At 64.9% G+C, this 22,964-nt stretch carries 20 protein-coding genes; 4 read left to right on the forward strand and 16 right to left on the reverse strand.

The window, feature by feature from the left end:
• Positions 1–94: 94 nt before the first annotated feature.
• Positions 95–2,197, reverse strand: a complete 2,103-nt coding sequence (locus VL52_RS18075; protein WP_046158340.1) for an acid phosphatase — start codon at positions 2,195–2,197, stop codon at positions 95–97.
• Between the two features lie 169 nt (positions 2,198–2,366).
• On the opposite strand from VL52_RS18075, the gene VL52_RS18080 reads away from it, so the two are divergent.
• The 3 genes from VL52_RS18080 to VL52_RS18090 all read left to right on the forward strand — a co-directional run bounded on the left by VL52_RS18080 (position 2,367) and on the right by VL52_RS18090 (position 5,908).
• Positions 2,367–3,608 carry a cytochrome-c peroxidase gene (locus VL52_RS18080; protein ID WP_046158363.1) on the forward strand — a complete coding sequence of 414 codons (1,242 nt, stop codon included), beginning with the start codon at positions 2,367–2,369 and terminating at the stop codon, positions 3,606–3,608.
• Between the two features lie 60 nt (positions 3,609–3,668).
• Complete coding sequence (locus tag VL52_RS18085) at positions 3,669–4,022, forward strand: VOC family protein (RefSeq protein ID WP_046158341.1); 354 nt, start codon at positions 3,669–3,671, stop codon at positions 4,020–4,022.
• 188 nt (positions 4,023–4,210) lie between these two features.
• Positions 4,211–5,908, forward strand: a complete 1,698-nt coding sequence (locus VL52_RS18090) for an alkaline phosphatase D family protein (RefSeq protein WP_046158342.1) — start codon at positions 4,211–4,213, stop codon at positions 5,906–5,908.
• A 72-nt stretch (positions 5,909–5,980) separates the two neighbouring features.
• On the opposite strand, the gene VL52_RS18095 is transcribed toward VL52_RS18090, so the two are convergent.
• From VL52_RS18095 to ndk, 15 genes are all read right to left on the reverse strand, one after another.
• Positions 5,981–7,276 carry an adenylosuccinate synthase gene (locus VL52_RS18095; RefSeq protein WP_046158343.1) on the reverse strand — a complete coding sequence of 432 codons (1,296 nt, stop codon included), beginning with the start codon at positions 7,274–7,276 and terminating at the stop codon, positions 5,981–5,983.
• A 39-nt stretch (positions 7,277–7,315) separates the two neighbouring features.
• Positions 7,316–8,467 carry an ATP phosphoribosyltransferase regulatory subunit gene (locus VL52_RS18100; protein WP_046158344.1) on the reverse strand — a complete coding sequence of 384 codons (1,152 nt, stop codon included), beginning with the start codon at positions 8,465–8,467 and terminating at the stop codon, positions 7,316–7,318.
• A 97-nt stretch (positions 8,468–8,564) separates the two neighbouring features.
• A complete protein-coding gene (gene hflC, locus VL52_RS18105; RefSeq protein WP_046158345.1) occupies positions 8,565–9,449 on the reverse strand; it encodes a protease modulator HflC in 885 nt (294 codons plus the stop codon).
• Positions 9,446–10,672 (reverse strand): FtsH protease activity modulator HflK, encoded by a 1,227-nt coding sequence (gene hflK / locus VL52_RS18110; protein WP_046158346.1) that lies wholly within the window; start codon positions 10,670–10,672, stop codon positions 9,446–9,448. The genes hflC and hflK overlap by 4 nt, the downstream gene beginning before the upstream one ends.
• Positions 10,659–11,789, reverse strand: coding sequence for a ribosome rescue GTPase HflX (gene hflX / locus VL52_RS18115; RefSeq protein WP_046158347.1), 1,131 nt, complete (start codon positions 11,787–11,789; stop codon positions 10,659–10,661). Before hflX ends, hflK begins: the two co-directional genes overlap by 14 nt.
• A 99-nt stretch (positions 11,790–11,888) precedes the next feature.
• A complete protein-coding gene (gene hfq / locus VL52_RS18120) occupies positions 11,889–12,149 on the reverse strand; it encodes an RNA chaperone Hfq (protein ID WP_011137080.1) in 261 nt (86 codons plus the stop codon).
• A 91-nt stretch (positions 12,150–12,240) separates the two neighbouring features.
• Entirely contained in the window at positions 12,241–13,650 is a 1,410-nt protein-coding gene (gene der, locus VL52_RS18125; RefSeq protein ID WP_046158348.1) for a ribosome biogenesis GTPase Der, read from the reverse strand.
• A gap of 10 nt (positions 13,651–13,660) precedes the next feature.
• Entirely contained in the window at positions 13,661–14,800 is a 1,140-nt protein-coding gene (gene bamB / locus VL52_RS18130) for an outer membrane protein assembly factor BamB (protein ID WP_046158349.1), read from the reverse strand.
• Between the two features lie 4 nt (positions 14,801–14,804).
• A complete protein-coding gene (locus tag VL52_RS18135) occupies positions 14,805–15,434 on the reverse strand; it encodes a YfgM family protein (RefSeq protein ID WP_046158350.1) in 630 nt (209 codons plus the stop codon).
• Between the two features lie 17 nt (positions 15,435–15,451).
• Positions 15,452–16,723, reverse strand: coding sequence for a histidine--tRNA ligase (gene hisS, locus VL52_RS18140; RefSeq protein ID WP_046158351.1), 1,272 nt, complete (start codon positions 16,721–16,723; stop codon positions 15,452–15,454).
• Positions 16,724–16,758: 35 nt separating this feature from the next.
• A complete protein-coding gene (gene ispG, locus VL52_RS18145) occupies positions 16,759–18,042 on the reverse strand; it encodes a flavodoxin-dependent (E)-4-hydroxy-3-methylbut-2-enyl-diphosphate synthase (RefSeq protein ID WP_046158352.1) in 1,284 nt (427 codons plus the stop codon).
• A 13-nt stretch (positions 18,043–18,055) separates the two neighbouring features.
• The gene (locus tag VL52_RS18150; protein WP_046158353.1) at positions 18,056–18,994 is read right to left on the reverse strand and encodes a RodZ domain-containing protein; all 939 of its coding nucleotides are present in this window, start codon (positions 18,992–18,994) and stop codon (positions 18,056–18,058) included.
• A gap of 2 nt (positions 18,995–18,996) precedes the next feature.
• Complete coding sequence (pilW, locus tag VL52_RS18155) at positions 18,997–19,710, reverse strand: type IV pilus biogenesis/stability protein PilW (protein WP_235429327.1); 714 nt, start codon at positions 19,708–19,710, stop codon at positions 18,997–18,999.
• Positions 19,711–19,742: 32 nt separating this feature from the next.
• A complete protein-coding gene (gene rlmN, locus VL52_RS18160; RefSeq protein ID WP_021475000.1) occupies positions 19,743–20,837 on the reverse strand; it encodes a dual-specificity RNA methyltransferase RlmN in 1,095 nt (364 codons plus the stop codon).
• A gap of 66 nt (positions 20,838–20,903) precedes the next feature.
• Complete coding sequence (gene ndk, locus VL52_RS18165) at positions 20,904–21,329, reverse strand: nucleoside-diphosphate kinase (protein WP_011137089.1); 426 nt, start codon at positions 21,327–21,329, stop codon at positions 20,904–20,906.
• Positions 21,330–21,461: 132 nt separating this feature from the next.
• Here ndk and VL52_RS24755 point away from each other — a divergent pair, with 132 nt between their 5' ends.
• A complete protein-coding gene (locus tag VL52_RS24755) occupies positions 21,462–22,295 on the forward strand; it encodes an SPOR domain-containing protein (RefSeq protein WP_046158355.1) in 834 nt (277 codons plus the stop codon).
• The last annotated feature ends 669 nt before the right edge of the window (positions 22,296–22,964 follow it).

Raw genomic sequence — 22,964 nt, forward strand, 5'->3', positions numbered from 1 at the left:
CACTCTGCGACCGCCAGCGTGCCGAATGTCATGAACGCTAACAAAAAGCCGCCCGACAAAGCGGACGGCCCGGCAACCTTCAGAGTGGAGCGGCTTAGTTGAAGGTCAGCGCCGAGGCAAAGTCACCCATCGGCTTGCCGCCGTTCCTCACCAGCGCGACATCCCGCGCGATCACGCCCGGCAACGGCTGCAGGCCGAAGCGCCGCGTCAGGAATCGCAGGATGGATGCGGTGTCGTACTGGGTGTGATCGACATAGCCCTTCTTGGCGAACGGCGAGATCAGAATGGCCGGAATGCGGGTGCCCGGCCCCCAGCGGTCGCCCTTGGGCACCGCCGCGTGGTCGTAGAAGCCGCCGTTTTCGTCATAGGTGACGACCACCAGCATGTTCTTCCACTGCGGGCTTTGCTGCAGCTTGGAAATCACCGAGGCGATGTGGGCGTCGCCGTCCGCCACGCTGGCGTAGCCTGCATGCTGGTTCAGGTTGCCCTGCGGCTTGTAGAAAGCCACTTGCGGCAGCGCGCCCGCGGCTGCGGCGCTCAGGAAATCCTGATCGAAATCCTTCAGATGCTGGCTGCGATAGGCCGCCTGTTTGAACGAATCAAAACTGGCATAGTAGTTGAACGGTTGATGGTGAGCCTGGAAATTGGGCACGCCGCCGTTGTAGATCTTGCTGCGGTCGGCGGTGGACTGCGCCCAGCCGCCGGCATACCAGGCCCAGCTGATCTGCTTCGCGTCCAATCGGTCGGCGATGGTCGCCTGGGTCTGCGCCGGCAAGGTGTTGGCCTTGGCCGGATCGGCGTAAAGACCGCTGGCGTCGCCGGAAGCCGGCGCGTTGCCGCTGGGCTGGAACGCCGGCTGCATGGTGTTGACCGCATAGTACATGCCGGTCGCGTCCTTGGGCGTCAAATTATTGTCGTTCAGATACTTGGCCGCGCCGGAGAGCACGGATGCCGGCGTATTCGCCGCCGGCGTCAGCCGCACGAAATTGCCCTTGTCGTCGGTATCGATCGCAGAGATGCTGCCCTTGGCCGGCGAAGCATCGGCATTCGGATACTGCGGCGCGCAGGCGCAGACCAGATACTGGTGATTGAGGAAGGAGCCGCCGAAAGCGCCCATGAAGAAGTTGTCCGCCAGCGTGTATTGCTGGGCCAGCTTCCACATCGCCATCTTGCTGCCGTCGTAATAGCCCATCGACAGGCCGCCGGCGTCGGAATAAGCGGCGAACTTGTCGTTGGCGCCGCCATTGATCTGCATCTGGTTATTGTAGAAGCGGTGGACCAGGTCGCGAGTCACCACCGATTGCGGCACCGCCACGCCGGTGCCGTTCAGCCCGTTTGGATTGTCGATCTGGAACGGCGTATTGGCGAAGCCCATGGTCTGCGCCTGGCTCAAGGTCACCGCCTGGCCGGCGGCGGTCAGGCCGCCCCAGGTCGGCGGCAGCGCCGGCAGAGTCGAGTTGTCGAAATCCTTCTGCGCGACGTAGCCGCCCCTGGATGACGGATTGACGCCGGGAATGCCGTTGGCGCCAGGAAACAGGCCGTACAGATTGTCGAAGCCCCGGTTCTCGGCGTAAATCACCACCACGTTCTTGATGTCAGACAGCGCCATCCGCCTGTGCAGGCTGCTCTTGACGTCGCCGCCGGCGCCCGCCTCCTTCACCGCGCCGGCGATGGCGTCGATGTTCTGGTTGATCGCCGCCTTCAGCGCGGCTTTGACGTCGGGATCGCTTTCCTTGTTGTGGTCGCCCAGCAGCTTGTCCGCCGGCACGCCCACCCGCGCGGCCACCGCCTTGCGCGCGCTGTTCAAGTCCATGCCGCCATCCATCAGATCGGCCACCTCGGAAGACAGCGAGCTGACCACGCCGTTGGCCGCCGCCGGCGCGCGGAATACCAAGGGGTCGGTCACCGGCGCGGCGGTCTGGGTATCGGGGTCGTACCGAACGGCATCGGTGCCCACTTCCACCACCACGTCGCCCTGGCCGCTCAGACGAAACGCGCCATTGTCGTCGGTATAGGTCGAGAGCTCGGCGGCATCGCAGCGGCCGTTGCCGTTGCGGTCCAGACAGACTTTGGCGTGGCGGAAGTAACTGCCGGTCACCACCCCGCTGGTGGAGGCAGAGCCGCCGCCGCTGCCGCAGGCGCTCAATACAGCGGCGCCGACCAGGGTCAGCGCCAGGCCACAGGCTAAACGTTGCATCACGGATTTCCTTGCTGTTTAACGGAAAATGCGAAGTATCGCGACGGCATGTTACATTACATTTACATTCTGTCAGTATTTCCCGTATGAACAGATGCCGCATTTCCATTTTCATCTTTTTGTCATTAACCCCAAGTACAGTCCCGCCACCGCAATCGACACCGCCATCATGCAACGCCTTCTGCTCTCCATCGCCTTCGCCTGCGCCGGCCTCGTCCAGGCTGCCGCTCCGGCCAAACCCGCCTATCAGAGCGCCAGCTATGCGCCCGGCCCGCACCCGGTCAGCGCCAAACAGCTGGAAGAGCTAGGCCGCCAGCTGTTCTTCGACCGCTCGTTGTCCGCCTCCGGCCGGATGTCCTGCGCCACCTGCCACAGCCCGTCCCATGCCTACGGCCCGCCGAACGGATTGGCCGCTCAACTGGGCGGCAAGGATGGCAAACAGCCCGGCACCCGCGCCGCGCCTTCCCTGCGCTATCTGCAAAGCGTGCCGCCATTCAGCGAGCACTTCCACGACAACGACGGCAACGACAGCGAAGACGCCGGGCCCACCGGCGGCTATACCTGGGACGGCCGCGCCGACTCCGCCCATGCCCAGGCCTCGCTGCCGCTGCTGGCCGCCAACGAAATGGCCAACGGCACGCCGGCCGCGGTGGTCGACAAGCTGCGGCGCTCCGCCGCCGCCGCGCGCTTCCAGAAGCTGTTCGGCACCGACATCTTCAGCCACCCCGCCCAGGCTTTCGACAAGGCCGCGCTGGCGCTGGAAGTGTTCCAGCAGAATCCGCGCGAGTTTTATCCCTACAACAGCAAGTACGACGCCTACCTGCGCGGCCAGGCCAAGCTGAGCGCGAAGGAAGCGCGCGGACTGAAGGCGTTCAACGATCCGGACAAGGGCAACTGCGCGTCCTGCCACATCAGCCAGCGCAGCGAGAGCGGCGCCTTCCCCGCCTTCACCGACTACGGCCACATCGCCGTCGGCGCGCCGCGCAATCCGGAGCTGGCCGCCAACCGCGACGGCCATTACTTCGATCTGGGCCTGTGCGGCCCGGCGCGCACCGACTTCAAGAACCGCGGCGACTACTGCGGCCTGTTCCGCACTCCTTCGCTGCGCAACGTGGCCAGCCGCACGACCTTCTTCCACAACGGCGCCTTCCATGACCTGCGCCAGGTGCTGCGCTTCTACGCCGAACGCGACACCCGCCCCGGCAAGTGGTATCCGAAGGGCAAAGACGGCAAGGTAGCCAAGTTCAACGACCTGCCGGCGCGCTATCAGGCCAACGTCAACATGGAAGCGCCGTTCGGCGGCAAGGCGGGCGGCAAAGCCATGTTCAGCGAGCGCGACATCGACGACATGCTGGCCTTCCTGAAAACGCTGAACGACGGCTACAAGCCGGCGGGCCGCGGCAAAAGCTGAGCCGCGGCGGCGGGACAGCGGCTATGCTGAAGGGTCGATTCCATACCGCCGGAGAGCTCGATGAAAGTTCAGCGCATCGTCGCCAATATCGCCACCGCCTCGCCGGCCGCGGCGGAACGCTTCTACCGCGATGTGCTGGGCCTGGACATGGTGATGGACCACGGCTGGATCCGCATTTACGCATCCGACGCCGCCATGCAGCCGCAAATCAGCTTCGCCAGCGAAGGCGGCTCCGGCACCCCGGTGCCGGAACTGTCCATCGAAGTGGACGATCTGGAGCAGGCGCTGGCGCGCGCGCAGAGCGCCGGCATCGCCATCGAATACGGGCCGGCGGTCGAGCCCTGGGGCGTGCGCCGCTTCTTCGTCCGCGACCCGCTGGGCAAACTGGTCAACATCCTCCAGCACTTGGGCTGAGCCTTTCCCGCCACGGGCTCCGTACATCCACTTAATCCCGCCAAACGCTCCCCCGCAGCACCCGCTCCCGGCATATGTTTCAAACACGGACGGCCTCAACGCCGCCGGGCAGATCATAAAAACAGCCGCATCCACGCACCCGCATCAGGAAAGGGACCGACGCGCCGCGTCCGGCCCCGGGAGCCCCCATGAGCAAACTCAGACCGGCCCAGCTCGGGCCCATCGTCGGCCATACCACCGCCAGCAGCGCGCGCGTCTGGATACGCGGCTCCGCCGGCGACGAGGGCGCAGACATCGACGGCGAGTGCCGCACCATAGGCGTGATCGCCATCGCTTGGGAAAACGGCCGCCGCCCGCGCCGGCGCCGCGTCCATTATTTCCGGCTGCGGCGAGAGTACGACCGCACCGGCACCTTCACCCTGGGCGAGGAGCTGGGCCTGAAGCCGGCGGACAGCGCGCCCGCCCCGCTGCTCCCTGACACCGATTACATCGTCCGCGTCGGCACCCTGCTGCTGGACGATCCCGCTCCGGAAGACGACAGCCTGTCCCACGACGAGCTGGCCAAGCGCCTGCCCGCCGCCGAAGTCTGGCTCGACGATCTGGAGGCGCTGCCGGCGGAAGAATCCGAAGCCCGCTTCCGCACTTTCCCGGCGGCGGACGCGCCCGCCGGCCGACTGAGCTTCATCGTCGGCTCCTGCCGCTATCCCGGCCTGCTGTGGAAGACCAAGCAATCCGACGCCATCTTCGAGCCGCTGCTGCAGGAAGCCAAGGGGCAGGATGGGCGCGACGCCGCGCGGCTGCTGTTGATGGTGGGCGACCAGATCTACGCCGACATGCTCAACCGCCACGTGCCGCTGGGGCTGGCCGACACCTTCGAAGAGTTCCAGCAGCGCTACCACAGCGCCTTCGGCTCCCGCCACATGCGCCGGCTGCTGCGCCAATTGCCGGCCTACATGATCCTGGACGACCACGAAATAGAGGACAACTGGAGCCAGGACCGCGTCCGCCGCGCCGAGAGCCGGCGCGTGTTCAACCTGGCCATCGCCGCCTACCGCAGCTACCAGTGGGTGCACGGCCCCAGTTGCTACGGCCAGCGGCTGTTCTACCAGTTCCAGTGCGGCCGCTACCCGTTTTTCGCGATGGATTCGCGCACCCAGCGCTATATGGACGACGTGCCGGACAATCTGGACGACAACCACCTGCTGGGCCGCCCCAGCCTGGCCGACGAGGAGCCCAGCCAGCTCGACCTGCTGCTGGCCTGGCTGGCCGATTGCCAGGACAAGCTGGGCGACACGCCCAAGTTCATCGTCAGCCCCAGCGTGTTCGCGCCCAATCCGATGGACGCCCGCAGCGGACGCGCCGGCTGCGGCGCGGACCGCGCCCGCTGGTGCGAGGCCACCGACTCCTGGCCCGCCTTCCCCGCCACCCGCGCCGCGCTGCTGCGGCTCATCGTGGAGAAACGGGTGCAGAACGTGGTCTTCCTGTCCGGCGACATCCACTGCAGCAATATCGCCGAGCTGAGCCTGAGCGGCTCCGCCGAGGCCGAGCGGCTGCGCGTGTTGTCGATCACCTCCTCGGCCTTCTACTGGCCCTTCCCCTTCGCCGACGGCGACCCGTCCGGCTTCGTCCACGACTCGCGCGCGCAGGGACAGGAAGACGGCTTCGACTTCTGCGCCGGCGGCAAGCCGCACCGGATGGACTACCGCGCCTGGAACTTCACCCAGGAAGACAATTTCTGCCGCGTGGACCTTGATCCCGCGACGGCGAAACTGACCGTGACGGCTTTCGGCAACCAGGGACAAGTGCTGGAGAGCGGCGGCTGGTTCGGCCAAAGCGGCAAACCGCTGCGCGCGGAGCTGGCGCTGGCGCCGTGGACTGAGACTTGAGTCGAGCGCATCCAGGCAAACAAAAAGCCCACCGCGAACGGTGGGCTTTTCTCTGGCTGAACCTAGGTTCGATTACAGACCGAACGGGTGGCGCAGCACGATGGTTTCTTCGCGGTCCGGACCGGTGGACACGATGTCGACCGGGGCGCCGCACACCTCTTCGATGCGCTTCAGATAAGCCTGGGCGTTTGCCGGCAGGTCTTCCCAGCGCTTGACGCCGACGGTGGTGCCGGTCCAGCCCGGCAGGGTTTCGTACACCGGCACGCACTTGGTGACGGCGTCAGAGCCGAACGGCAGGATGTCGACCTTCTGGCCATCCAGCATGTAGCCGGTGCACAGCTTGATCTCTTTCAGACCGTCCATCACGTCCAGCTTCATCACGCACAGGCCGGACACGCCGTTGATCTGGATCGAGCGCTTCAGCGCGGCGGCATCGAACCAGCCGCAGCGGCGCGGACGGCCGGTAACGGAACCGAACTCGTTGCCGCGCTCGGCCAGGAAGGCGCCGATTTCGTTTTCCTGCTCGGTCGGGAACGGACCGGAGCCCACGCGGGTGGCATAGCCCTTGACGATGCCCAGCACGTAGTTGAGCATTTGCGGCGCCACGCCGGCGCCTGGCGCGGCGGCCCCGGCCACGCAGTTGGACGAGGTCACGTACGGATAGGTGCCGTGGTCGATGTCCAGCAGGGTGCCCTGGGCGCCTTCGAACAGGATGGGCGTGCCAGCCTGGTCCAGGTCGTACAGGATGCGGGACACGTCGGCCACCATCGGCTTGATGCGCTCGGCCATCTTCATGGTGTCGGCCAGGATCGCTTCGTAGCTTACCGGCTCGGCCTTGAACAGATTGGTCAGCAGGAAATTGTAGTAGTCTACGTTTTCCTTCAGTTTGGTCTCGAAGCGGGCCGGATCGAACAGGTCGATCACCTTCAGCGCGCGGCGGGCGACCTTGTCTTCGTAGCAGGGGCCGATGCCGCGGCCGGTGGTGCCGATCTTGGCGTCGCCCTTGGCGGCTTCGCGGGCCTGGTCCAGCGCGATGTGGTACGGCAGGATCAGCGGGCAGCCTTCGGCGATCTTCAGGCGGGCCGAAGCGTTGACGCCGGCGGCTTCCAGCTCGTCGATCTCCTTCAGCAGCGCTTCGGGCGACAGCACCACGCCGTTGCCGATGAAGCACTCGACATCCGGACGCAGAATGCCGGACGGCACCAGGCGCACGACGGTTTTCTTGCCATTCACCCACAGGGTGTGGCCGGCGTTGTGGCCGCCTTGGAAGCGCACAACGGCACGCGCGTGGTCGGTCAGCCAGTCAACGATTTTGCCCTTGCCTTCGTCACCCCACTGGGTGCCAATCACGACAACGTTCTTGGACATTGGAAAAAACCTCTTCGTCAGTCAGATTCAAACAAAAATTCAATGAAACGGCGCCAGCTGCCAGCCATCGGCAGCGGGAACCAGCTCTCGGTCGCAATTCAATGCGGCCGCGGATTCTCCCAGGTAATCCACCACCACCATCTCGCCGCCGGCGCGCAGGCGCGCCACTTCGGCCGCTGCCGCCGGCAGATGGCGGGCGGAGACGCGGATGCCGCGGCTGGGATCGCGCTCCGGCAGGATGCGCAGCAGATCGCGCAGATCCAGGCTAAAGCCGGTGGCCGGACGGGCGCGGCCGAAACGGCGGCCGACATTGTCGTAGCGGCCGCCGCGGGCGATCGCGTCGGACCAGCCCGGCGCGTAGGCCGCGAACATCAGGCCGGTGTGGTAGAAGTCGCCGCGCAGCTCGGCCAGATCGAAGCTCAGCTCCACCCTGCCCTCCATCGCGCGGGCGATCGCCGACAACTGCATCAGACCCAGCTCCACCTCCGGCAGCGACGGCAGCCGGGTGCGCGCCTTCTCCAGCACCGCCACCGGGCCGTACAGCTCCGGCAGCGCCAGGAAGGCGCTCTTGTAGGGCTCGGCCACGCCGGCCACCCGCGCGGCGATGCCGGCGGCGTCCTTGTTCTGCAGCAGGCCGAACAGCTCGCGGCTGACCTCGGGCGACAGGCCGGCCGCCGCGGCCAGGCCGCGGTAGATGGCGATATGGCCGACGTCCAGCCGCAGCTTCTTCACGCCGGTTTTCTCCAGCGTGGACAGCATCAGCTCGATGATCTCGAGGTCGGCCTCGATGCCGGCGTAGCCGTACAGCTCGGCCCCCACCTGCAGCGGCTCGCGCGAGCTGGTCAGGCCGGACGGGCGGCTGTGCACCACGCTGCCGGCGTAGCACAGGCGCGTCACGCCGGTGCGCTCGCCCAGCAGGTGGGCGTCGATGCGCGCCACCTGCGGCGTGATGTCGGCGCGCAGGCCGAGCTGGCGTCCGGACAGCTGGTCGTCCAGCTTGAAGGTTTTCAGGTCCAGCGTGTCGTCGCCTTCGCTCACCAGGGAGTCGATGTATTCGATCAACGGCGGCAGCACCAGCTCGTAGCCGGCCACGCGAAAGCCTTCCAGCATCGCAGCCTTGGCCGACTCCACCTGGCGCGCGGTGGCCGGTAGGATGTCAGCGATGTATTCGGGTAACAGCCAATTACGCATTTCGTTTCAACAGAATAAAAGGCGGGAGGGGACCCGCCTTGTCATCAGCAAACTGGCCAGGTCGCCCCGGCCAGTGTTCTTAAAAATCAATTGTCGCCTACTTGCTCTTGCCTTGCCCCGCCTGCGGATTCTTCAAATATTTGAAGAAATCGCTGCTCGGATCGAGCACCATCACGTCGCTCTTGTTCTTGAACGACTCCTTGTACGCTTCCATGCTGCGCCAGAACGCGTAGAACTCGGGGTTCTTGCCATAGGCGTCGGCGTAGATCGCCGCCGCCTTGGCGTCGCCCGCGCCCTTCAGCTCCTGCGCCTTGCGGTAGGCTTCGGCCAGGATCACGTCGCGCTGCTTGTCGGCCTCAGCCCGCACGCGCTCGGCGTCGGCGGAGCCTTCGCTGCGCAGCTGGCTGGCCACGGTGCGGCGTTCGGACTGCATCCGGTCGTAGACGGAACTGCTTATTTTATCCGGAAAATCGACTCGTTTTAAGCGCACGTCGAGAATTTCCACACCTATTTTACGCGCATCCGCGTCCGCGCGCTTGCGAACCGTCTCCATCACCTGGTCGCGCTGGCCGGAAATGACGTCGGCGACGGTCTTCTGGCCGAACTCGGCGCGCAGGCCGTCGTTGATGGTCTGCTTCAGTCGGGCCACCGCGCCAGCCTCGGAGCCGACGCTCTTGTAGAACTGCGACACATCCACAACCCGCCATTTGACGAAGCTGTCGACCAGCACGTTTTTCTTCTCGCGGGTGTTGAACAGCTCCGGCGCCTCGGCGTCAATGGTCTGCACGCGACGGTCGAAGTAGCGGACGTTCTGCAGCAGCGGGATCTTGAACTGGATGCCCGGCTCGGAGATCACCTTCACGACTTCGCCGAACTGGAAAACCAGCGCGTACTGGCGCTGATCGACGGTAAACAGCGACAGGCTGGCGACGAACAGCACGCCGACCACCGCCGCCAGGGTGGGAATCAGTCTTTCAGTCATCGCTCCGCTCCAAAGAAATCACGACCGCGCGACGCGTCGCGCCCGTTCTTCGCCGCAGGCGGCGAAGCCGGCTGGGCCGGGGCCTCGGGGGCCGGGGTTGCGGAGGGTTGCGCCGGAGCGGCGGCGCCCGGAGAGGCCATCTGCGTGAGCTTGTCCAGCGGCAGGTAGAGCAGACTGTTGCCGCCCTTCTGGTCCACCAGCACCTTGCTGCTGTTGGTCATGATCTGCTGCATCATGTCCAGGTACAGCCGGTCGCGCATGACCTTGGGCGCCTTGTTGTATTCAGGCAACACTTGTTTGAAACGCTCGGCATCGCCCTGGGCACGCTCCACCACCTGCTGCTGGTAGCCTTCGGCCTCCTGCACCAGGCGCGAGGCCATGCCCTTGGCCTTGGGCACCACTTCGTTGGCGTAGGCCATGCCCTCGTTGCGCAGCTTGTCCTTGTCCTGGCCGGCCTTCACGGCGTCGTCGAACGCCGCCAGCACGGCCTGCGGCGGCTGCACGTCGTTGATGTTGACCTTGGCGACGCGGATGCCGGCGCGGTAGCGGTCCAGCACATCCTGGATCAGCTTGCGGGCGTCGGCGGCGATCTGGGCGCGGCCTTCGTTCAGCACGAAGTCCACCTTGTTGCGACCCACCACCTCGCGGATCGCGGTTTCGGCGGCCTGCTTGACCAGATCCTTGCCGTCGCGCTCGCGCGCGGCGTTGTTGAACAGGAAGGCGCGCGCGTCCTTGATGTCGTACTGCACCGACAGCTGCACGTCGATGATGTTCTGGTCCGAGGTCAGCATCAGCGACTCTTCCGGCACGCGGTTCTGCGCGCTGCCGCGGTAGCCCACTTCGATGCTGCGCAACTCGGTCAAGTTGACGATCTCGGCCTTCTCGAACGGATACGGCGCATGCCATTGCAGGCCGGGCTCGGTCAGGCGGTTGTAGCTGCCCAGCCTCAGCACCACGCCCTCTTCGCGGGCGTCGACGATGTAGAAGCCGCTGGCCAGCCACAAGGCGGCCAGCACGCCGACCACGACGGCGGCGCCGCCCTTGTACGACGGCGGAGTGAACGACGCGCCGGGGCGGCCGCCCTGATTGCCGCCCTGGCCGCCCTTATCGGGCTTGCCGCCCAAGAGGCGGGACAGTTTTCGGTTCAGATCACGGAACACTTCATCGAGGTCCGGTGGCCCATTCTGGCCGTTGCGGCCACGGTTCGGGTCATTCTGCGACATGCTCGTATGGTTCTTTATGGTTGTTTGCGAAAGGTTGCACCCGTTCGGCAATCGCCTCGCGCAAGAGTTCCAGGCCTTCGCCCTTCAACGCCGACACGCGCACCGAGACGATCACGCCCTCCTCGTCCCGTTCGATCTCCGGCGGCAGCTCGCGCAGATCGCTCTTGTTCCACACGATCAGCTGCGGGATGCCGTCGGCTTCGATTTCGGCCAGCACCTTGTTCACTTCGTCTATCTGCGCGTCGCGCGTATCGTTGGCGCAGTCCACAACGTGCAGCAACAGATTGGCCTGCACCGTTTCCTCCAGCGTCGCGCGGAACGCCGCTACCAGGGTATGCGGCAGATCGCGGATGAAACCGACGGTGTCCGACACCACCACCGAGGCCTGGTGGTGGAGGAACAGCTTGCGGCTGGTGGTGTCCAGCGTGGCGAACAATTGGTCGGCGGCGTAGATGTTGGCCTTGGTCAGCGCGTTGAACAGCGTGGATTTGCCGGCGTTGGTGTAGCCGACGATGGACACCGAGGCAACGCCCGCGCGGTTGCGACTCTTGCGCTGGGTATTGCGCTGTTTCTGCACCTGAGCCAGCCTGTCCTTCAACGCCTTGACCCGGATGCCCAGCAGCCGGCGGTCGGTTTCCAGCTGGGTTTCGCCCGGGCCGCGCAAGCCGACGCCGCCCTTCTGCCGCTCCAAGTGGGTCCAGCCGCGCACCAGGCGGGTGGACAGATGCGACAGCTGGGCCAGCTCCACCTGCAGCTTGCCTTCGTGGCTGCGCGCGCGCTGGGCGAAGATGTCCAGGATCAGGCTGTTGCGGTCGATCACGCGGCACTGCAGCGCGCGCTCCAGGTTGCGCTCCTGGCCCGGCGACAGCGCGTGGTTGAAGATCACCACGTTGGCGCCGGAGGCCCGCACCATGGAGGCGATCTCCTCCACCTTGCCCTTGCCGGCGAACAGCGCCGCGTCGGGACGCTGCCGCTTGCCCTGCACCATGCCCAGGATTTCCACCTTGCTGCCGCGCACCAGCTCGGCGCACTCCGCGACGCTCTCCTGGTAGTCGGCATCACCAAAATCCAGGCTGACCAGGATGGCCTGGTCGCCTAAGTCGGGACGATCAAACACTGTTTGCTAACCATATTGAGTACGGCGGTAAATGACAAAGGCCGAATGGCCGCATCCTGGGATGCGGCCAATCGGCCCGATCGGCGAAGCTAAGACGGCTTAAGCGTCCTGCGCCTGTTCCTGCTTTTGCGCCGGGTGCTCGTGCGGGATGTTGACCGGGCGGGCCGGAACCACGGTGGAGATGGCGTGCTTGTAAACCATCTGCGTCACCGTGTTCTTCAACAGAACGACGTATTGGTCGAAAGATTCAACCTGACCTTGCAGCTTGATGCCGTTAACCAGATAAATGGAAACCGGCACGTGTTCCTTGCGCAGGATATTCAGGAAGGGGTCTTGTAACATTTGCCCTTTAGAGCTCATTCGTTTTTCTCCGAATCGTTGATTGTTGTATTAACTGTCCAGCGAACAGCGCGGCGGCCTGCTTATTTTTAGCAGAAAACATTCCGTCGTACTATTTCTTGCTGTTTTTGCCGTAGCGAACTTCCTTTTCCCTGCCCCGCATCTTGGACATTGGCTTGGCCTTGGCCCGCGGCTTGTCCTTTTCATCGTTGTCGAACGGATTGTCCGACGACTTGTACTGCACTCTCAGCGGCGTACCCTGCAGCTTGAACACTTTACGGAAAGTGTGTTCCAGATAGCGGGTATAACTGGCCGGAATGCTGTCCAGCGCGTTGCCGTGCACCACGATTATCGGCGGGTTCTGGCCGCCCTGGTGCGCATAGCGCATCTTGGGGCGGATCAGGCCGGACCGCGGCGGCTGCTGACGCTCCAGCGCCACCTGCAGCACGCGGGTGAGCTTGGGGGTCGCCAGCTTGGCCATGGCCGCGCGGTAGGCTTCGTCGATGGACTTGAACAAGTCTGCCACACCGCGGCCCTCGATGGCCGAGATGTAATGAAACTTTGCGAAATCCAGGAAGTTCAGCTTGCGGGCGATCTCGCGGCGCACGTTTTCCTTCTGCTCGCCGTCCAGATTGTCCCACTTGTTGACCGCCACCACCAAAGCCCGGCCCGCTTCCAGCGCGAAGCCGGCGATGGTGGCGTCCTGTTCGGAGATGTCCAGCTGCGCGTCCAGCACCAGCACCGCGACGTTGGCGTCCTCGATCGCCTTCATGGTCTTGATGACGGAAAACTTCTCCAGCATCTCGTTGACCTTGGCGCGGCGGCGCACGCCCGCAGTGTCGATGATGGTATAGGTATGGCCTTCGCGCTCAAAATCAATATAGATGCTGTCGCGCGTGGTCCCGGCCTGGTCGAAGGCGATCACCCGCTCTTCGCCGAGGATGGCGTTCACCAGCGTGGACTTGCCGACGTTGGGGCGGCCGATCACGGCGAACTTCGGATGGCGGCTGTCTTCTTCCTCCACCTCGTCGGGAAAGCCTTCCAGCACCAGTTCCATCAGTTCGCGCACGCCGTCGCCGTGGGCGGCGGAGATCACCAGCGGTTCGCCCAGCGCCAGTTCGTGGAACTCGGCCCCGGCGATCGCGTGCTTCATGCCTTCCGCCTTGTTGACGGCCAGGAATACCGGGCGGTCAAGCTGGCGCAGGCGGTTGGCGATGATCTTGTCCTGCGGCGTCAGGCCGGAGCGGCCGTCCACCAGAAAGACCACGGCGTCCGCCTCGTCGACGGCCTGCAGCGTTTGCTTGGCCATCTCGAACAGGATGCCTTCGTCCACCACCGGCTCGAAACCGCCGGTGTCGACCACCAGATACGGCTTCTCGCCGACCCGGCCTTGGCCGTAGTGTCGGTCACGCGTCAGGCCCGGCTGGTCGGCGACCAGCGCGTCGCGGCTGCGAGTCAGCCGGTTGAAAAGGGTCGACTTGCCCACATTGGGGCGGCCGACCAGCGCTACGGTAGGTTTCATCTAAAACTGCTTATCCCAGATTCAGCATCGCCAAGCGGCCGTCCTGCCCCTGGATCAGGGCGGAGGAGCCGAGCGACACCGGTTGATTGACCGGCCCGGTGGTGCCGATCTTGTTGCGTCCGACGATGCCTCCGCTCTCGTTGGACAGCAGATGGGCATAACCCTCGCCGTCCACCACCAGCACGAAGCGTCCGATCATCGCGGGACCGGAAACGCCGCGGTATTTGAGGTCGTCGTTTTTCCATACATTGCGGCCGCTCTGGCGATCATACGCCCAGATCGAGCCGTCTTCCGCAGTCACGTAGACATTGCGGGCATCCACAGCCACACCGCGGCTGGACGACACCTCGCGCGCCCACTGCAGGCTGCCCGAGCGGGCGTCGAAGCACGCCACGCGGCCCTGGTAGGCCACGGCGCACACCTGGCCGCCGTCGAAGACCGGGCGGCTGGTGACGTCGGTGACCCGCTCCAGCTCGGTGGCGCCGCGCGGCGTCGCCACCGCGCCCTGCCAGATGGTGTTGCCGGTGAGCGGATTGACAATGTCGACGCGGCCGCCGGCCTGCCCCACCATCACCGCTTCCTTGCCCACCGACTGCATCGAGCCGTTGTTGCGCACGGTCAGTTGCGGCAGCACGTTCACAACCGACCATTGCTGCTTGCCGTCGGCCAGGCTGAAGCCGGTCAGGCGGGCATCGTTGGTGCGGACCACGGCGATATCGCCGGCGATCTGCGGCGCCTCCAGCATCAGGCTGGTCAGCGGCTGTTCCCACAGGATCTTGCCGCTGGTGCGGTTGACGGCCAGCAGCTTGGCATCCTGGGTGCCGACCAGCACGGTGTCGCCGGCGACGGCCACGCCGCTGGCCAACGCGCGCTTGAGCGACACATCGGACTGCGCGCGGCCGGACAGCGCGTCCACGCTGCGGATGCGGCCTTCCACGTCGGCGGTCACCACATTGCCGTTGGCGTACACCGGCAGGAAGCTGGCGGCCGGCGCGGCCTGCTGCAGCGTCCATTTGACGTCCAGCGTCTGCAGCGGCTTGATCGCCGCCAGCGGCGTCGGCTGGAACTGGGTGGAGCCCTCGAACCAGCTGGCGCAGCCGGCCAGCAGCAGCGAGGACGTCAGAGCGGTAAGCAACAGTTGGCGGCGCATGCGGTCAGCCTCCCAACGCGTCGAGCTTGGTTTGCGCCAGCTGGCGGCTCGGGCTGTCGCCCAGCATCTTCGCCAGCGCGGCCTTGTAGGCGTCGCGAGCGCCGCTGCTGTCGCCCTTGGCGACGAACACATCGCCCTTCAGCTCCAGGAACTCGGCGTCGAAAGCGGCCGGATGGGCCTGGTTCAGCTCGCCGATCGCGCCGTCGAACTTTTTCTGGTCCAGCAGCAGCGAAGCCAGGCGCAGACGGGCGATCGCCTGCAGCTCCTCGTCCTTGCCGTTCTTCAATACCCACTCCAGCTGGCTGGCGGCCAGCGCCGGGTCGTTCTTGTCGAACGCGGCCTTGGCCAGCACCAGCGCGGCGCGGCTGGCGTAGAGGGTGCCGGCGTATTCGCCCTGCAGTTGCTGGGCGGCCGATTTCAGCTTGGCGATGTCCTTGGCGGCCACCGCGTTGTCGACGGCCTCGTAGGCGGTCGCGGCCTTCTCGGACTGGCCGCGTTCGTACATGCCGTAAGCCTTGTAGCCCAGGTAGCCCAGGCTGACGGCCAGCACCGCGCCGCCGATCAGCTTGCCCCACTGCTGCCAGAATGCCTTCAGAGAATCGATCTGTTCCTGTTCCTGCAAGTCGAACGCCATCGCGTTCCCCCTTCCTATCAAGCTTTCAGAGTGGCGAGGGTGGCCAGAACCGCATCGGCCGCCACGGTCTGCTGGGCGGCTTCGGCGCGCAGCGCCTTCACCACCACCTGACCGGCCTGGATTTCGTTTTCACCGACGATCAGCGCGAACTGCGCGCCGCTGGCGTCGGCCTTTTTCATTTGCGACTTGAAGCTGGCGTCGCCCAGATGCTGCACCACCGAGTAGCCGGCGGCGCGCAGGCTCTGCGCGAGCTTCATCGAATACAGGCCCGCGCCCTCGCCCTGGTTGACCAGGAAGACGTCGACGCTGCGCTGCGCCGGCAGCAGGCCCTTGTCCTGCAGCAACAGCAGCACGCGCTCCATGCCCATGCCGAAGCCGATGCCGGAGGCGGCCTTGCCGCCCAGCTGCTCGATCAGGCCGTCGTAGCGGCCGCCGGCGCAGATAGTACCCTGGGCGCCCAGCTCGGAGGTCACCCACTCGAACACCGAGCGGTTGTAGTAGTCGAGGCCGCGCACCAGGCGCGGGTTCTCGATGTACTCGATGCCCAGCGCGGCGATCATCGCCTTCCAGCCCTCGTAATGGGCGCGAGACTCCTCGCCCAGATAGTCGGACAGCTTGGGCGCGGCGTTGGCCATTTCCTGCAGCGCCGGGTTCTTGGTGTCCAGCACGCGCAGCGGGTTGGTGTGCATCCGGCGCTTGCCGTCCTCGTCCAGGATGTCGACGTGGCGCTCCAGGTAGGCGATCAGCGCCTCGCGGTGGGCGGCGCGCTCTTCGGCGTTGCCCAGCGAGTTGATCTCCAGCCGCACGTACTGGCTGATGCCCAGGCGGCGCCACAGATCGGCGGTCATCGCGATGATCTCGGCGTCGATGTCCGGACCGGCCAGGGCCAGCGCCTCCACGCCCACCTGGTGGAACTGGCGGTAGCGCCCCTTCTGCGGGCGCTCGTGGCGATACATCGGCCCCATGTACCACAGCTTGGGCGTGGCGTTGTACAGCAGGTTGTGCTCCACCACCGCGCGCAGCGTGCCGGCGGTGCCTTCCGGGCGCAGCGTCAGGCTGTCGCCATTCAGGCTGTCGACGAAGGTGTACATTTCCTTCTCGACGATGTCGGTCACTTCGCCGATGGAGCGCACAAACAGCGGCGTGCCTTCGACGATGGGGGTGCGGATGTTCTGGTAGCCGTAGTCGGCCAGCAGCTTGCGCAGCGCCTCTTCAAAGTATTCCCACTGGTAGGATTCGGCCGGCAGCACATCGTTCATGCCCTTGACCGCTTGGTATTTCTGAGCCATTGCTATCTTCTTGTATCAGCTGGATTCTGGTTTCGTCAGACGCTCACCGAACGGATCGGAATGATGCGATTGCCATCCTCGCGGCGCTTGGCGCCGCCCTCCCCGTAACGGGTCTTCACGTATTCGTCGACGATGGCGGTGAACTCCGCGGGAATGTTGTCGCCTTTCAGCGTCACATCCTTCTGGCCGTCAACGTAAACCGGCGCCACCGGCACTTCGCCGGTGCCGGGCAGCGAGATGCCGATGTCGGCCAGCTTGGATTCGCCCGGCCCGTTGACCACGCAGCCCATCACCGCCACCTTCATGTCTTCGACGCCCGGATACTGCAGCCGCCAGATGGGCATCTGCTCGCGCAGATAGTTCTGGATGTGGTCGGCCAGTTCCTGGAAGAAGGTGCTGGTGGTGCGGCCGCAGCCCGGACAGGCGGTGACCAGCGGCGTGAAGCTGCGCAGGCCCATGGTCTGCAGCAGTTCCTGCGCCACCACCACTTCCTTGGTGCGCGCCTCGCCCGGTTGCGGCGTCAGCGAGATTCGGATGGTGTCGCCTATGCCTTCCTGCAGCAAGACCGCCAGCGCGGCGCTGGAGGCGACGATGCCCTTGCTGCCCATTCCGGCCTCGGTCAGACCCAGGTGCAAGGGGTAGTCGCAGCGGCCACCCAATTCGCGATAGACGCTGATCAGGTCCTGCACATTGCTGACCTTGCACGACAGGATGATGTTGTCCGGTGACAGGCCGATCTCCACCGCCTTGTCGGCCGACTCCAGCGCCGACACGATCAGCGCCTCCTGCATCAGCTTGGGCAGCGGTAAGGGATTCGCGGCGCGGTTGTTGGCGTCCATCATCCGCGCCAGCAGCGCCTGGTCCAGGCTGCCCCAGTTGACGCCGATGCGGACGGCCTTGTCATGCTCCATCGCGGTGCGGATCATGAAGGCGAACTTGTCGTCGCCCTTGGCGCCCTTGCCGACATTGCCCGGATTGATCCGGTACTTGGCCAGCGCCTTCGCGCAATCGGGAAACTCCTTCAGCAAGCGGTCGCCGTTGAAGTGGAAATCGCCGACCAGCGGCACGTCGCAACCCAGGTCGTCAAGCCGCTGGCGGATTTCCGCCACGCGGCCCGCCGCTTCCGGCGAGTTGACGGTGATGCGCACCACTTCGGAGCCGGCCTGCGCCAGCTGGTATACCTGCTCGGCCGTGCCCGCCGCGTCGGCGGTGTCGGTGTTGGTCATCGACTGCACCATCACCGGCGCGCCCGAACCCACCAAAACATGTCCCACCCGCACCAGGCGGGTGGGACGGCGCGCGATGTTCACGCTATCCATTCGCTACCCTGCATCACTTGAGTTGAATCTTGGCGGTGGTGCCCTTGATCTTGTCGGCCAGATCCACCGGCTTGCCGTTGTAGCTCAGTTCCACCTGGCTGGCGTTGCCTATCACCACCTTGAACGGCGCGGTGCCGACCACTTCGGCCGGATCGCCCGGCTGCATCACCTTGTAAATCAGCCTGCGGCCGTCGGCGTCCTGCACCGACACCCAGGCGGCATCCTTGACGTTGACGCTGACCTTGTCGGTGCCTTGGGACTGCGGCGCGCTGGCCGCTTGCGTCTTGGCCACCTTGGCCGGCGCGCTCGCCGCCGGTTTCGCGGCGGCCTGGACAGCCGAGGCCACCGGCTTCGCCGCCACGGCTGCCGGCGCCGAGGCCGGCTTCGCGGCCTGAACGGCGGCTTTCGCCGATTCGGAAGCCGCCGCCTTGGCGGCCGGGGCCGACGACTGCTCGGTCAGCATCGGCGCCAGCTCGTTGGCGGAGCGCTCCGCCGGTTTCTCCGGCGAGCCGTCGCGGTTGGCGTACCAGTAAGCGCCGCCCGCCACGGCCACGCCCAGCAACAGCAGGACCACCCACTTGCCGGCGCCTGCTTCCGTGGCTTCCTCCACCGCTTCCACCGGCTCGGGCGCCTGTTCGCGCGCGGTGGTGCCCTTGACCAGATTGGCCACGTCGTTCACCGCCGACGGAAAATGCTGCTCCAGCGCCTTCATCAACGGTTCGGAATCCACTTCCAGGAAGCGGGCGTAATTACGGACGAAGCCGCGGACGAAGGTGGCGCCGGGCAGCGAGTCGAAATCGTCGCGCTCTATCGCTTCCAGCTGCCTGAGCGACAGTTTCAGCCTGTCCGCCACTTCTCCCAGGCCAAGGCCGGCCGCTTCCCGGGCGGCCTTCAAGGTTGCGCCGATGCCGCTGGGCCTCGGCGTGTCATGATGTTCGATTTTTTCTTCCATCCTCAGCTTCCACTCAACAGCAGTTGTGTTTCCCTAGAGTCCGGAAACCGGTTCTTTAGTTCATTCTCGCATGCGCGCTCCAGCGCCGCGTTACCGGTTTTGCGGGCGATCCTGGCGCCCAGCCACAGCTCGGCGGCGCCCAGGCCGTCCATCCCGCCGCCGCCGCGCAGCCGTTCGAAATAGAACGCCGCCAGCTTGGCGTTGCCCAGGCCCAGATGCATTTCGGCCAGTTCGCTCAACGCCGGCCCGTAGTTGGGCGCGACGCGCAAGGCGCTCAGCAAATAATCGTTGGCCTGATCCGTCCGCCCCAGCTTGGCGCTGCAGCGGCCCAGATTCAAATAAGCCGACTGTGGCGAATCATACAACGGATTGGCCAGCGCCTTCTGGAACAGGGCCAGCGAATCCTGCTCCCTCCCGTGCTCGCACAGGAACAAGCCGTAATTATTGTTGGCCTGCGGATTGCCGGGCTCCAGCCGCAGCGCCTGCTGGTAATCCTGCTCCGCCCTGCCGTCCATCTGCAGCAGGCCCAGCACGTAAGCCCGGCTCAGATAGCCGGTGACATAGGCCGCGTCCGCCGCCACCGCCTGGTTGGCGTTGTCCAGCGCGGACTTGAGGTTGCCTATCCTGGCGTACTCCACCGCCAGCTGGCTGCGGATCTTCGCCACTTCCGGCGGATTGCCATCCGCCGCGGCGGGAGCGACTACGCCAAATGCCAACAGCCATCCAGCCAATCTCCCCCGCCATGACGTCATGATTTCCTGTCCTCTATGATCTGCGTCCACTTGGCCTGGCGCCGCGTCTTGTCCTGCACTTGGCCGGCCAGCTGGCCGCAAGCCGCGTCGATGTCGTCGCCGCGGGTCTTGCGCACGGTCACCACGTATCCTTGTTCTTGCAGAATTTCACGGAAAATGCGAATCGCGTTGTTGCTGGAGCGATCATAACCCGAGTTCGGGAACGGGTTGAACGGGATCAGATTGAACTTGCAAGGCACGTCCCGCACCAGCTCCAGCAGCTGGCGAGCATGTTCCGGCCTATCGTTGACCCCGTCAAGCATCACATATTCAAAGGTGATGAAATCGCGCGGCGCCTTTTCCAGATAGCGGCTACAGGCGGCCATCAGTTCGGCAAGCGGGTATTTCTTGTTGATCGGCACGATCACGTCGCGGATCGCGTCGTTGGGCGCGTGCAACGACACCGCCAGCGCCACCGGGCACTCCTCGCGCAACCGGTCCATCTGCGGCACCAGGCCGGAGGTTGACAGCGTCACGCGGCGGCGGGACAGGCCGTAGCCATGGTCATCCAGCATGATCTGCATCGCGCTGACCACATTGTCGAAGTTGGCCAGCGGCTCGCCCATGCCCATCATCACCACATTGGACACCACGCGCTCGTTCTTGGGCGTCACGCCCATCGCCTTGTTGGCCCACCACAGCTGGCCGATGATCTCGGCGGTGGACAGGTTGCGGTTGAATCCCTGGCGGCCAGTGGAGCAGAACGTGCACTCCAGCGCGCAACCCACCTGGGATGACACGCACAAGGTGCCGCGGTCGTCTTCCGGAATGAACACGGTTTCCACACCGTTGCCGGTGCCGACGTCGAGCAGCCACTTGCGGGTGCCATCACTGGACTCCTGCCCGGTCATCAGCGACGGCACGCCCACCTCGGCGCGCTCGTGCAGCTTGGCGCGCAGACTCTTGGCGAGGTCGGTCATCGCGTCGAAATCGTCTTCGGCCATCTGGTGCATCCAGCGCATCACTTGCTTGGCGCGGAACGGCTTCTCGCCCATCTCGGCGAAATGCCGGGTGAGCTGGTCCAGATTGAAGTCGAGCAGGTTGGTTTTCATGCAATCCTCAGCAGGCAAAAGAGGCCGCCGGCAGCGGCGACCTCCGGTCATTCAACTACTTTTGAATCAGCGGGAGCTGATTTCGGAAGCGGCGAAGAAGTAAGCCACTTCGATGGCAGCGTTTTCCACGCTGTCGGAACCGTGAACGGCGTTGGCGTCGATCGATTCGGCGAAGTCGGCGCGGATGGTGCCGGCTTCCGCTTTCTTCGGATCGGTGGCGCCCATCAGTTCGCGGTTCTTCAGCACGGCGTTCTCGCCTTCCAGCGCCTGGATCATCACCGGGCCGGAAACCATGAAGTCAACCAGGTCCTTGAAGAAAGGACGCTCTTTGTGCACGGCGTAGAAGCCTTCGGCTTCGGCGCGGGACAGTTGCTTCATCTTGGCGGCGACGATCTTCAGGCCCGCGGACTCGAAGCGGTCGTAGATTTTGCCGATAACGTTTTTGGCTACTGCGTCCGGCTTAACGATGGACAAGGTGCGTTCGATTGCCATATAAATTCTCCCTAACGACAAGACAAGTGGCTAAACTTGAGTATTATTACGCCACTCGGGTTACCCAATTCTGACGAACCCGCTATTTTAGCAGCGTTTTCAATCACGTGCTGCATATTCCGATCAGGCACCATGCGCGAACAAAACCAACAGCAGCAGCCGTACGACGGCGAAGACGAATCCAATCTCAACGGCAAGCTGAAAAAGCGGCTCTGGATCGCCGGCGGCCTGGTCGCCGTCGCGCTGGCGGCCATTCCACTGATGGACGCGCTGACCAAGCCCAAGGTGGAAATGAGCAGCGACGCGCAAAGCCCCAGCTCCGGCAAGATCATCAAACCGGCCTCATCGGCCGACGCCGGCGCCATCAGCGTCCAGATCAAGTCCGCCAGCGCGCCGGCCGCGCAAAGCAGCGCCCCGGCGGCCGAAGCCGTCAACCACGCGCCCGCCTCGCCGGCCGAAACCATTCCGGCGACGCCGGACCTGAGCAAAACGCCGGCCGTCGCCAATCAACAGCCCCCGCATCGCGCCGCGCCGCCAGCCGCTCACGCCCAGCAACAGGCTGCGCCCCAAGCCCCGGCGGCAAAACCCGCCACACCCCCATTCCGGGAAGCGCAGGCCAAGCCTCCGGCGCAACGCGCCGCCGCGCCGCGCGCCGAAACCGCGGCCGCAACACCGCAAAGCGCCGCGCCGGCAGAGACCAACCCCACCCCGACAGCGGCCGCCCCCAGCCCGGCCAAGGCGGAGCCGGCGGGCAGCTCGGTCGGCTACCAGGTCCAACTAGGCCTATTCTCCAGCATGGGAAACGCGCAAAAACTGGTCAGAGACCTGCAAAAACACGGCATCGCCGCGCACACCGTCACCCGCGTGCAGCTGGGGCCGTTCAAAAACCGCGCCGAGGCGGACGAAGCGATGAAGAAACTGCGCGAGCTCGGCTATTCCCCGCTGCTCGCAGCCAGCGGACAGTAAGCCGACACGCCGCTCGAAGCCGGCCCAAAACCAAAGCCCCTGGCAAACGCCCGGGGCTTTCTTATCGCCAGGCCCCACTGCCACGGCAAACCCCGCCACGCCCACCCCGAAACCAGCAATACCGAACAACGCGGCAAGCAAACAGGCGCGACCGAGCACGCGGACGCCAGCCCACCACAACCCGGGGCAATCACGACAGAAAATGGATTCGCAGGCTCGCGCCGCTTCAACCAGCCAAGCAACCGAGAACAAGAACAAGGAGAGGAAAGAGGCGCAGCCCCCGAGGAGCCTTTCAAGCAGCCGATGCCGCCCGAAAAATGGATTTGACGCGCAATAGCAAAAGGCCAGCTCTTTCGAACTGGCCTTTTGCTTTTAATTCTGGCAGGCGATACAGGGCTCGAACCTGTGACCCTCGGAATCAAAATCCGATGCTCTACCAACTGAGCTAACCGCCAACACTTCTCGATACGCGCTGCGTTTCGAGAGGAGAAATATACCTCTTACCCTATACGCTTGCAAGTCTTTTTCGAAAATAATTTTCAGCCGATCCGCACCTCAACGTCATGCCGTCCCTAGACATCATTCGCACAGAGATATTACTTATGGCTGAATATTTCAGAATTGAAACAAAATGATGGCAAAGTCACCATGATTTTTGTCATAATAAAT

The organism is Chromobacterium vaccinii (genome assembly GCF_000971335.1).
GTDB classification, from domain to species: Bacteria; Pseudomonadota; Gammaproteobacteria; order Burkholderiales; family Chromobacteriaceae; genus Chromobacterium; species Chromobacterium vaccinii.